This is a genomic window from Kitasatospora sp. NPDC093550, assembly GCF_044764985.1.
In the GTDB taxonomy this organism is placed as follows: domain Bacteria; phylum Actinomycetota; class Actinomycetes; order Streptomycetales; family Streptomycetaceae; genus Kitasatospora.
Window position 1 is genome coordinate 45717 of sequence record NZ_JBIWJF010000042.1, and the last position, 11834, is coordinate 57550.

Annotated in this window: 8 protein-coding genes; 2 read left to right on the plus strand and 6 right to left on the minus strand. The window is 72.9% G+C overall.

From position 1 onward, the window contains the following. Nucleotides 1-119 precede the first annotated feature (119 nt). Nucleotides 120-1013: an ABC transporter permease gene (locus tag ACIRD3_RS37415; protein ID WP_402225771.1), complete on the minus strand. Its 894-nt coding sequence runs from the start codon at nucleotides 1011-1013 to the stop codon at nucleotides 120-122. Beyond that, complete coding sequence (locus ACIRD3_RS37420) at nucleotides 1010-3805, minus strand: alpha/beta fold hydrolase (RefSeq protein ID WP_402225774.1); 2796 nt, start codon at nucleotides 3803-3805, stop codon at nucleotides 1010-1012. Before ACIRD3_RS37420 ends, ACIRD3_RS37415 begins: the two co-directional genes overlap by 4 nt. 107 nt (nucleotides 3806-3912) lie before the next feature. Between ACIRD3_RS37420 and ACIRD3_RS37425 the strand changes: the two genes are divergently transcribed. Next, nucleotides 3913-4929, plus strand: coding sequence for a mechanosensitive ion channel family protein (locus ACIRD3_RS37425; RefSeq protein ID WP_402225775.1), 1017 nt, complete (start codon nucleotides 3913-3915; stop codon nucleotides 4927-4929). A gap of 116 nt (nucleotides 4930-5045) precedes the next feature. Here the strand turns inward: ACIRD3_RS37425 and ACIRD3_RS37430 are convergent, their stop codons facing one another. The 4 genes from ACIRD3_RS37430 to ACIRD3_RS37445 form a co-directional block, all read right to left on the minus strand. After that, nucleotides 5046-5507 carry a GNAT family N-acetyltransferase gene (locus tag ACIRD3_RS37430; protein ID WP_402225778.1) on the minus strand — a complete coding sequence of 154 codons (462 nt, stop codon included), beginning with the start codon at nucleotides 5505-5507 and terminating at the stop codon, nucleotides 5046-5048. A gap of 1 nt (nucleotide 5508) precedes the next feature. After that, nucleotides 5509-6447 carry an RluA family pseudouridine synthase gene (locus ACIRD3_RS37435; RefSeq protein ID WP_402225781.1) on the minus strand — a complete coding sequence of 313 codons (939 nt, stop codon included), beginning with the start codon at nucleotides 6445-6447 and terminating at the stop codon, nucleotides 5509-5511. A gap of 83 nt (nucleotides 6448-6530) precedes the next feature. Beyond that, nucleotides 6531-7169 (minus strand): signal peptidase II, encoded by a 639-nt coding sequence (gene lspA, locus ACIRD3_RS37440; protein WP_402225794.1) that lies wholly within the window; start codon nucleotides 7167-7169, stop codon nucleotides 6531-6533. Nucleotides 7170-7384: 215 nt separating this feature from the next. Further along, nucleotides 7385-7849 (minus strand): TraR/DksA family transcriptional regulator, encoded by a 465-nt coding sequence (locus ACIRD3_RS37445; RefSeq protein WP_402225784.1) that lies wholly within the window; start codon nucleotides 7847-7849, stop codon nucleotides 7385-7387. Nucleotides 7850-8491: 642 nt separating this feature from the next. Here ACIRD3_RS37445 and ileS point away from each other — a divergent pair. Further along, nucleotides 8492-11620: an isoleucine--tRNA ligase gene (gene ileS, locus ACIRD3_RS37450; RefSeq protein ID WP_402225786.1), complete on the plus strand. Its 3129-nt coding sequence runs from the start codon at nucleotides 8492-8494 to the stop codon at nucleotides 11618-11620. Nucleotides 11621-11834 lie beyond the last annotated feature (214 nt).

Sequence of the window (11834 nt, forward strand, 5' to 3'; positions counted from 1 at the left end):
GCTACCCACCCATGATCCCCCATGCCCTGCCCCGGCCCACCCGCGGACACCGTGAGGACACCCCCCCCGCGGACACCGCTGCGGCGCCGTCCGCGGACACCGCCCACCGCACGCCCTGGCTAGGACACCACGTCCTTGCGCGCGAACCCGCGGAACGCCAGCGCCAGCAGCACCGCCGCGTACGAGAGCGACAGCGAGACGCCCTGCACCATGCCGCCCCACTCCAGCTGCGGCTGCAACGCGTCCGCCCAGGCGTACTGCCAGTGCGCCGGCAGCCACTCCCGCAGGTCGCCGAGCGCGGTGACGGCGTCCAGCACCCCGGTGATGATCGAGGCGAAAACCGCGCCGCCCACCGCGCCCAGCGGCGCGTCCGTCGCCGTGGACAGCCAGAACGCCAGCGCCGCGATCACGATCTCGCTCAGGAAGACGAAGGCCACCGCGATCGCGATCCGGGGCAGCGCCTCGCCGGCCGGCAGGCTCGCCCCGGCGGGCAGTTTGAGGTCTCCCCAGCCGTAGGCCGCCGTTCCGACGACCAGTCCGATCGCGGGCAGCAGCACCACCGCCCCCGCCGAGAACGCCAGCCCGACCGCGAACTTGCGGGCCAGCAGCCGCGCCCTGGGCACCGGCGCGGCCAGCAGGTAGCGCAGCGAGGACCAGCTGGCCTCCGAGGCGACGGTGTCCCCGCAGAACAGCGCGACCGGGATCACCAGCATGAAGCCGGTGCCCACGAACAGCATGGTGACCGCGAAGTTGGCGCCCGAGGCGGTGGCCAGTTCGATGAAGGTGGTCCGGTCCGGCCGGCCCGGGGTGCCGCCGATCTGGAACGCGGCCAGGATGACGAACGGCATCGCGGCCAGCACCGCGCCGATCACCAGGGTGCGGCGCCGGCGCAGCTGCCGCATCGCCTCCACCCGCAGCGGCAGCGTCCGGCTCGCCCGGTACCCCTCCGCATGGTCCTTGGAGACCGCCGGGACCGCGGAGGCCTCGGAAGGGGCCTCAGGAACCGTACTCACGCCGCACCACCTCCGATCAACGACAGGAACGCGTCCTCCAGCCGGCGCTGCGGCCCGGCGCTCTCCACCGGAACCCCCAGCCGCACCAGTTCGGCCAGCAGCTCGCTCGCCGCCAGCCCGTCCAGCCGCACCAGCAGTCCGCCCTCGACGGCCTCCGCCGAGCCGACCCCGGCCAGTGCGGCCACCTTCTCGGCGGCCGACTCCGGGCCGTACGAACCGGCGACGCCGATCATCAGCAGCTCCGACGATCCGACGATCTCGCCGACCGCACCGGCCGTCACCAGCCGCCCGCGGTCCATCACGACCAGGTCCGTACAGCTCTGCTCGACCTCGGACAGCAGGTGGCTCGACACGATCACGGTCCGCCCGCCCGCCGCGTACCGGATCATCACCTCGCGCATCTCGCGGATCTGCGGCGGGTCCAGCCCGTTGGTCGGCTCGTCCAGGATCAGCAGGTCCGGCATGCCGAGCATCGCCTGCGCGATCGCCAGCCGCTGCCGCATGCCCTGCGAGTACGTCCGCACCGCGCGGTCCAGCGCCTCGCCGAGCCCGGCGATGGCCAGCGCCTTGTCGAAGCACGCGTCGGCCTCCGGCCGCCCGGTCGCCTGCCAGTACAGCCGCAGGTTGGCCCGCCCGGTCAGGTGCGGCAGGAAGCCCGCGCCCTCCACGAACGCCCCGACCCGGGACAGCACCGGCGCCCCCGGCCGCACCAGGTGTCCGAAGATCCGGATCTCCCCGGCGTCCGGCCGGATCAGCCCCATCAGCATCCGCAGCGTGGTGGTCTTGCCGGCGCCGTTCGGCCCGAGCAGCCCGAGCACCTGCCCCTGCTCCACCCGGAAGCCCAACTCCCGTACGGCGTAGCGGTCCTGGGAGCCCTTGTAGCGCTTGCTCAGCCCGCTGATCCGCAGCGGCACCGCGGCCAGCTCCGGATCGAAGTCCGGCCCGGAGCCCGTCGCCCGCCGGCGCCGCAGCCGTGGCAGCAGCACCAGCCCGGCGGCCACCACCACGGCGACCACCGGCAGCACCCAGGTCCGCGCGGGCAGCGGCGCCGCCTCGGTCACCAGCTCCTCGACGGTCGGCGCGGTGATCGCCCCGGCCGGCGCGACGCGGTAGCTCGCCGGCTCGACGGGCGAGGCGTACGCGAGGTCGGTGCTCGCCAGCACCAGCCGCACCCGGTGCCCGGCCGGGAAGGTGTGGTCCACCGTCGGCAGCGCCACCGTGACGGTCCGCCCGGCGTCCGCGCCGGTCACCCGCAGCGGTGCCGCGAGCTGCTGCGGCAGCACCGCCTTGCCGTCCGGCCCGACGTCGTACAGCTTCGCGAACAGCACAGCGTCCGGCCGGTCCGCCGTCACCCGCACGGGCACGGTCGGCTGCCCGGTCAGGTGCAGCGGTGTGTCCAGCGCCTCCGAGTCGAAGGCCGCGCTCTGCCCGGGGAAGTCCAGCGACAGCCCGGCGCCCAGCGAGGCCGCCTGGCTGAGCGCGCCGATGCCCGGCAGGGTCGAGATCCCGGGCGGCGCGCCGCCGGGCGGATTGGCGATGGTCTTCTCCCCGCCGGCCACCGCGACGCTCCGCGAACCCGTCCCGCCGAGCCCGGGGTACCGGTCGGCGTCCGCCCCGCGCAGCACGGCCTGGAAGCCGGTCGAGTCCACCCCGCCGGTCCGGGTCACCCGGAAGGCCGGGCCGGTGTCGTTCCCGCGACCCCTCAAGTAGTGGTCGAACCAGGCGGTCACCCGGTCGTCGACCCGCGCGCTGGTGTCCGTCCCGCCGTCGTGCCCGCCCGCGAACCAGTCCACCGCCACCGGCGCGCCGTTCGCGGCGACCGCCTGTGCGATCCGGTCGCCCTGGTCGAGCGGGAACAGCGAGTCCTGCTGCCCCTGCACCACCAGCGTGGGCGCCTTGAGCTGCGCCGCCACCGAGGACGGGCTGGAGCGGTCCAGCAGCGCGACGGCCTCCGGATCGGCGTGCCCGGCGGTCGCGACCCGGTCGTACATCCGGCAGAGCGACTCCAGGAACCGCCCGCACCCGGTGTCCCCCTCCGCCACCGGCTTGGGCTCGCCGCCCTCGCGCGGCGCACCGCCGGACGGACCGAGACCGCCCGCCGAACCGGGGGCGGCCGAGCCGGTGGTGAAGAAGATCCCGGCCCACAGCTTCTTGAACACACCGTCCGCGGCGCCCGAGCCCTGCACCCCCTGCGGGAAGAGCGCGTCCGCCAGGTTCCACCAGGTGATCTGGGTCGCCACCGCGTCGATCCGGTGGTCGTACGCGGAGGCCAGCAGCGAGATCGCCCCGCCGTACGAGGCACCGGTGATGCCGACCTTCGGGTCGCCGGCGCCGTCGAGCTGCACCTCGGGCCGCTCGGCCAGCCAGTCCACCAGGTGCCGGACGTCCTCGACCTCGCGGTCGGGCGCGTTGAGCCCGATCTTGCCGCCCGAGCGCCCGAACCCGCGCGCCGACCAGGTCAGCACCGCGTACCCCTGCCGGGCGAGCTGCCGGGCGCGCTCGCGCTCGCCCTCCTTGGAGCCGCCGAACCCGTGCGCGAGCAGCACCGCCGGCCGCGGTCCGCTGCCGCTGGTGAAGAAGGCGGTGTCCAGCTGGACCTGCTGCGTGCTGCCGGGCGTCTCCGGCATGCTGAGGAAACGGTCCTCCTCGCGGACCGCCTGCTCACCGCCGGACGCCACCGCCGCCGTACCGACACCGGCCACCGCCACCAGGGCCACCGCACCGGCCAGCACCCTGCGCCCGACCGTCGTACCCCGGCCGCGCCAACGACGCCATGCCCCACCGAACTCCATGGGCGCTGATCGTATCCGCCGTCCGGGTAGGCGCCCGATAAGGCCACCCCCGAAGCGGGCAGCCACTTTGCCCGGTTCGCCCCACTGCGCCCGGGTATCGTACGGCCATGTTCCGGCCGCTGATCTCGCTGCTCGCCACCGTCGCCGCCACCCTGGCGATCGGCTGGATCGTCGACCGGTCCCTCCAGCGACTCGCCGCCCGGGAGCCCGACGCCCCGCTCTGGGCGCAGCTCCGTCGTTGCCGCGTCCCGCTGCAACTCGTGGTCGCCTCAGCGCTGTTGCTCGCCGCCCAGCCGATCTGGCGGGCCCTCCACCCGCACCGGGACGAAGGCCCGCACCACCTCGTCCTGCTCGTCCTGCTCGCCTCGCTCGGCTGGCTCACCGCCCGCGTGGTCGCCGCCGTCCTGGACGCCCTGCTCAGCCGCTACGAGGGCCGCGTCGACGACCCGGCCCGGGTGCAGCGGGTGCACACCCAGATCAGCATGCTGCGCCGGGTGGCCGACGCGGTCATCGTCGTGGTCACCGTCGCCGTGATGCTGCTGACCTTCTCCGCGATGCGCACCGTCGGCGCCGGCCTGCTCGCCTCCGCGGGCATCATCGGCATCGTGGCCGGCATCGCCGCCCAGAGCACCCTCGGCAACTTCTTCGCCGGCCTGCAGATCGCCTTCGGCGACACCGTCCGGATCGGCGACACCGTGGTGGTGGACGGCCAGCAGGGCACGGTCGAGGAGATCACCCTCTCCTACCTGGTGGTCCGGCTCTGGGACTACCGTCGGCTGATCGTCCCGGTCTCCTACTTCGTCAACAAGCCCTTCGAGAACTGGACCCGCCGCGACCCCGGCCTGCTCGCCGCCGTCCTGCTCCACCTCGACCACAGCACCCCGGTCGACGACCTGCGCGCCACCCTGCGCGCCCACCTCGACCGCCACCCCCTCTGGGACGGCGCCGAATGGGCCCTCCAGGTCACCGACACCACCCCCAGCACCATCGTCGTCCGCGCCACCATGACCGCCCGCACCCCCGACGACGCCGCCCAGCTCCGCTTCGACATCCGCGAACAACTCATCGCCTACCTACGCGACGAGCACCCCAGGGCCCTCCCCCGCCTCCGCACCACCGACTGACCCCCAGGCCGCCGCCCCCTCCTGACACGGTTCCCCGCGCCCCATCAGGGGCGCGGGGAACCGCGCGACCAGCCACCCACCGAGCCGCGGTCCCGTTCCCCACGACCCCGGACGGGCTACAACGCCCTCGTCATCGTCCGGTGCGGAATCCCGGCGTCCTCGTACTCCGGTCCCTCCGCCACGTACCCCAGCCGCTCGTAGAACCCGAGCGCCTGCACCTGCGCGTGCAGCTCCATCTCCGAACCCCCGCGCTCCACGCCCGCGGCCTCGATCGCCCGCACGATCTCCGCCCCCAGCCCGGTCCCCCGGGCCTGCGGCAGCACCGCGAGCCGCCCGAGCAGCACCCGCCCCTCGACGCCCCCGGTCAGCTCCCGCGCCTGGTCGCCGAAGATCAGCCGCCCGGTCCCGAGCGCGCTCCCGTCCCCCGCCACGGCCAGCAGGTGCACCGAGGTCGCGTCGTACTCGTCGTACTCCAGCTCCTCCGGCACGTTCTGCTCGACGACGAACACCGCCCGCCGAACCTCCCGTACCAGCGCCAGGTCCGATTCCCCCTCGGCGACCCGAACCTCGGTCCCCACGTCAGCTCTCCGCCGCGATGATGTCCAGCGCCTTCTTCAGGTCGTCCGGGTACTCGCTGGAGAACTCGACCCACTGGCCGTCCGACGGGTGCTCGAAACCGAGCGACACCGCGTGCAGCCACTGCCGGCCGAGCCCGAGCCGCTTGGCCAGCGTCGGGTCGGCGCCGTACGTCAGGTCGCCGACGCAGGGGTGCCGCAGCGCGGACATGTGGACGCGGATCTGGTGGGTGCGCCCGGTCTCCAGCTTGATCGCCAGCAGCGACGCGGCCCGGTACGCCTCGATCAGGTCGTAGTGCGTGATGGACGGCTTGCCCTCCCGGGTCACCGCCCACTTCCAGTCCGAGCTGGGGTGGCGCCCGATCGGCGCGTCGACCGTCCCGCTCATCGGGTCCGGGTGGCCCTGGACCAGCGTGTGGTACCGCTTCTCGGTGATCCGGTCGTGGAACTGCCGCTTGAGGTCGGTGTACGCGCGCTCGGACTTGGCGACGACCATCAGGCCCGAGGTGCCGACGTCCAGCCGGTGCACGATGCCCTGCCGCTCGGCCGCACCCGAGGTGGAGATCCGGTAGCCGGCCGCGGCGAGCCCGCCGATCACGGTGGGGCCGGTCCAGCCCGGGCTGGGGTGCGCGGCGACGCCGACCGGCTTGTCGACCAGCACGATGTCCTCGTCGTCGTGGACGATCCGCATGCCCTCGACGTGTTCGGCGACGATCTGCACGGGGGCGGCCGGGGCGGGGATCTCGACCTCCAGCCAGGAGCCGGCGGTCACCCGGTCCGACTTGCCGGCCACGGCGCCGTCGAGCGTCACCTTGCCCTCGGCGGCCAGTTCGGCGGCCTTCGTCCGGGAGAAGCCGAACATCCGGGCCAGGGCGGCGTCGAGGCGCTCGCCCTCCAGGCCGTCGGGAACGGGGAGGCTTCGGATCTGCGCTGCGGTACTCACCCGTACGAGTATGCCGGAAACCCGGCCCGCCCCCGCGCGCCGCACTCCCCGCCCACCCCGGGGCCCCGCCGCCCCTTCCGCCGCTACTCCGCCTTGTCGCCCTGCTGGTGGACGGTCCCGTCCGGGTTGCTGCCCCGGAAGGAGAGCAGCACGACGAGGATCCCGCCGCAGACGATCGCCGAGTCGGCGAGGTTGAACACCGCGAAGTGCTGGACGGAGATGAAGTCCACCACGTGCCCGCGGAAGACGCCCGGCCAGCGGAACAGCCGGTCGGTGAGGTTGCCCAGCGCGCCGCCGAGCAGCAGCCCGAGCGCGATCGCCCAGGGCAGGCTGTACAGCCGGCGGGCGATCCGCCAGATCACCACGATGACGGCCGACGCGATCATGGTGAAGACGACGGTCAGGGCCTGGCCCATCCCGAAGGCCGCGCCGGAGTTGCGGATCACCTGGAGGGTGACGACGTCCCCGATCACCTTGATCGCGGCGCGGTTCTCCAGCTTGGCGACGACCAGCAGCTTGCTGCCGAGGTCGATCAGGAAGGCGAGCACCGCGACGACCAGCAGCACCCCGATCCGCCGCGGACCCTTGGGCTTCTCCGCCGCCGCCGTCGGTTCGTCCACGGATGCCGCCTCGGACGGATCGGCCACGGGCACCTCCACGGCATCGGCGGGGGACGGGACGGCGTCGTCCCGGGTCTGGGGGGAACCTTGCGTACTGATGATCCGCTCCGCTGCCGATGGAGCTCCCCCGGCCGTAGGAGGGGGAGGGTGGTGGGCCAGTGCCGACCCGACCGCGTCCACAACCACGTACACACGTGCGGACGCGTCAGGCGACGTTACGGGTCGAGCGTACGGCAAGCCCGACCCTCCGCGCCGTCCCGGCCACCCGGTCCGACGCCCGCTTCATCGAGGGCTCCGCCGCCCCTCCCCCGACCGGATCAGCGCCGCTCCTGCTTCGCCTTGCACTGCACGCAGAGCGTCGCCCGCGGGAACGCCTGCATCCGGGCCTTGCCGATGGCCTGCCCGCAGGACTCGCAGGTGCCGAAGCCGACGCCCTCCAGCCGGTCCAGGGCGCGCTCGGTCTGGGCGAGGCTGTCGCGCGCATTGTTGGCCAGCGCCAGCTCGCTCTCCCGCGAGATGTTCTTCGTACCGGCGTCGACCTGGTCGTCGCCGGCTCCGTCGTTGGAGTCGCGCATCAGGCCGGAGATGGCCGCCTCGGCGGCGTCGATCTCGTCCTGCAGCCGCTTGAGCTCGCTGATCAGCTCGGTGTGCAGCTCGTGGACCTCCTCGGTGGTCCACGGGTCCTCGCCGGGCCGGACCGGCAGCGTGGCCGGGTCCACCGACTCCGCCCCGCGCGGCGCGGTGACGGTGTCGGTGCTGGTCTTCGGTGCGGTAGTGGTCACGGTCCCCTCCCCTGGATCGACCGCCACGGCCTTGCGTGCCCGCTTGGTGGCGGTACCCGCGCCGGTTCCCTTCTCAGCCATGGCTACGACCCCATCTACGAACGAATCGAGCCGCCGGTTCCCGGCGGCTTCCAGTGCCGGAACGATAATCCCGATCAAAACCGGTCACAACATGACATACCGACGCCTCACAACGATCCCACCCAGGCAGCCGCCCCAGCCGCCACGCCCCTCGCGCTGAGAGGGTTGTGCCCACCTCACCCCCGCCTAATCCCCGCCCGACAGCCCTCCTGACCAGCCCCGCGACCCTGTCCGGGCGCCGCCCGCCGGAAACGGTTTGGACAAACCGACTTGTCCGGCCGATACACTGGCCCTGCAAGGCGCAGATGGGACGAGTACCGACGTACGCAGCCACCAGCGACCCGGGGACGGTGCGAGCCCGGGGGTGTGCACGGCGGGAAGATCACCCCGGAGCCGCCGGAAGAACGGCCGCCGCGGCGGCCCACTAGACCCGGCAGCAAGCCCAAACAAGAGGGCCGCAACGCAGCACCGCGGCCAAGGAGGGTGGTACCGCGGGACGGCTGGCCGTCTCGTCCCTCCGGAGGATCCAGTCCCAGCATCCGCCGGAGGTAGACGCCCGCGATGAGCTCCTATAACCCCGTCCCCGCACAGGTCGATCTCCCTGCCCTCGAGCACCAGATCCTCTCCTTCTGGCAGGACAACAAGATCTTCCAGCGCAGCCTGGAACAGTCCGAGGGCCGCCCCGAGTGGGTGTTCTACGAGGGGCCGCCGACCGCCAACGGCATGCCGGGCGCCCACCACATCGAGGCCCGCGTCTTCAAGGACGTCTTCCCCCGCTACCGGACCATGAAGGGCTACCACGTCGCCCGCAAGGCCGGCTGGGACTGCCACGGCCTCCCGGTCGAGCTCGCCGTCGAGAAGGAGCTGGGCTTCTCCGGCAAGCAGGACATCGAGGCGTACGGCATCGCCGAGTTCAACGCCAAGTGCCGCGACTCGGTGACCCGCCACACCGACGCCTTCGCCGAGCTGACCACCCGCATGGGGTACTGGGTCGACCTGGACGAGGCCTACCGGACGATGGACCCGTCGTACGTCCAGTCCGTCTGGTGGTCGCTCAAGCAGATCTTCGACAAGGGCCTCCTGGTCCAGGACCACCGGGTCGCCCCCTGGTGCCCGCGCTGCGGCACCGGCCTGTCCGACCACGAGCTGGCCCAGGGCTACGAGACCGTGGTCGACCCCTCGGTCTTCGTCCGCTTCCCGCTGACCAGCGGCCCGCTGGCCGGCGAGGCCGCCCTGCTGGTCTGGACGACCACCCCGTGGACCCTGGTCTCCAACACCGCGGCCGCGGTCCACCCCGAGGTCACCTACGTCGTGGCCACCGACGGCACGGAGAAGCTGGTCGTCGCCGAGCCCCTGCTGGCCAAGGCCCTGGGCGAGGGCTGGGAGGCCACCGGGCAGCGCTTCACCGGCGCCGAGATGGAGCGCTGGGCCTACCGCCGCCCCTTCGACCTGGTCGAGATCGAGAACGCGCACTACGTCCTCAACGCCGACTACGTCACCACCGAGGACGGCACCGGCATCGTCCACCAGTCCCCCGCCTTCGGCGCGGACGACCTCGCGACCTGCCGCAAGTACGGCCTGCCGGTGGTCAACCCGGTGCTCGCCGACGGCACCTTCGCCCCCGAGGTCCCGCTGGTCGGCGGCCAGTTCTTCAAGAAGGCCGACGAGGCCCTGGTCGCGGACCTCAAGGAGCGCGGCCTGCTCTTCCGCCACCTGCCGTACGAGCACAGCTACCCGCACTGCTGGCGCTGCCACACCGCGCTGCTCTACTACGCGCAGCCGTCCTGGTACATCCGGACCACCGCCGTCAAGGACGCGCTGATCCGCGAGAACGAGGCCACCAACTGGTTCCCGGAGACGGTCAAGCACGGCCGCTTCGGCGACTGGCTGAACAACAACATCGACTGGGCGCTCAGCCGCAACCGCTACTGGGGCACCCCGCTGCCGATCTGGCGCTGCGAGGAGGGCCACCTCACCTGCGTCGGCTCGCTGGCAGAGCTGACCGAGCTCACCGGCACCGACCAGAGCGCCCTCGACCCGCACCGCCCGTACATCGACGCGGTGACCTTCGCCTGCCGCGAGTGCGGCGGCACCTCGACGCGCGTGCCCGAGGTCATCGACGCCTGGTACGACTCGGGCTCGATGCCCTTCGCCCAGTACGGCTACCCGTACCAGAACAAGGAGCTGTTCGAGAAGCGCTACCCGGCGCAGTTCATCTCCGAGGCGATCGACCAGACCCGCGGCTGGTTCTACACGCTGATGGCGGTCGGCACCCTGGTGTTCGACAAGAACAGCTACGAGAACGTCGTCTGCCTGGGCCACATCCTCGCCGAGGACGGCCGCAAGATGTCCAAGCACCTGGGCAACATCCTGCAGCCGATCCCGCTGATGGACCAGCACGGCGCCGACGCCGTCCGCTGGTTCATGGCGGCCGGCGGCTCGCCCTGGTCGGCCCGCCGGGTCGGCCACGGCACCATCCAGGAGGTGGTCCGCAAGACCCTCCTCACCTACTGGAACACCGTCGCCTTCCAGGCCCTGTACGCCCGCACCTCCGGCTGGGCCCCCTCCGCGAGCGACCCGGCCCCGGCCGACCGCCCGCAGCTGGACCGCTGGGTGCTCTCCGAGCTGAACACCCTGGTCCGCGAGGTCGACGCGGCCTTCGAGGCGTACGACACCCAGCGCGCCGGCAAGCTGCTGTCCGCGTTCGTCGACGACCTCTCCAACTGGTACGTCCGCCGCGGCCGCCGCCGCTTCTGGCAGGGCGACGCCGCCGCGCTCGCCACCCTGCACGAGGCGCTGGAGACGGTCACCCGCCTGATGGCCCCGCTCACCCCCTTCATCACCGAGCAGGTCTGGCAGGACCTCATCGTCCCCACCGACCCCCAGGCCCCGTCCTCCGTCCACCTCGCCACCTGGCCCGAGGCCGACGAGACGCTGATCGACGCCGACCTCTCCCGCCACATGGCCCTGGTCCGCCGCCTGGTCGAACTCGGCCGGGCCACCCGCGCCGAGTCCGGCGTGAAGACCCGCCAGCCGCTCTCCCGCGCGCTGGTCGCCGCCCAGGGCTGGGAGGAGCTGCCCGCCGACCTGCGCGCGCAGATCGCCGAGGAGCTCAACGTCGCCACCCTCGAATCCCTCGCCGAGGTGGGCGGCTCGCTCGTCGACACCACCGCCAAGGCCAACTTCCGCGCCCTCGGCAAGCGCTTCGGCAAGGGCGTCCAGGACGTCGCCAAGGCCGTCGCCGCCGCCGACGCCGCCCAGCTCGCCGCCGACCTCCGCACCACCGGCGGAACCAGCGTCGACCTGAACGGCGAACCGATCACCCTCTCCCCCGACGAGGTGATCATCACCGAAACCCCGCGCGAGGGCTGGGCCGTCGCCAACGAGTCCGGCGCCACCGTCGCCCTCGACCTGGCCATCACCCCGGAGCTCAAGCGCCTCGGCATCGCCCGCGACGCCATCCGCCAGATCCAGGAGGCCCGCAAGAACTCCGGCCTGGACGTCGCCGACCGCATCGTCCTCCGCTGGCGCGCCACCTCCGAGGAAACCGCCGAGGCCATCGCCGAACACGGCCCCCTCGTCGCCGAAGAGGTCCTCGCCACCGACTTCGCCGCCGGCACCCCCGACTGGGACTCCACCCCCTTCACCGACGACTCCCTCGGCCTCACCTTCCACCTCCGCAAGGCCTAACCCCCCACCCGAAGCCGCCGGCCACCCCCAGTGCGCCGGCGGCTTCGCCACACCCACCCCAACACCCCACCCCCAGCACCCCCACCCGCCCGCACCCACGCCCCACCCCATCCCCCTCCCCTCACCCGACCAGGCGAGAGGGACGCGCTGCGGAAGGGGCGGCGCAGGGGGTGGCCCGGAGAGGGGCGTTGCGGGTGATTTTCAGACTGCCAAC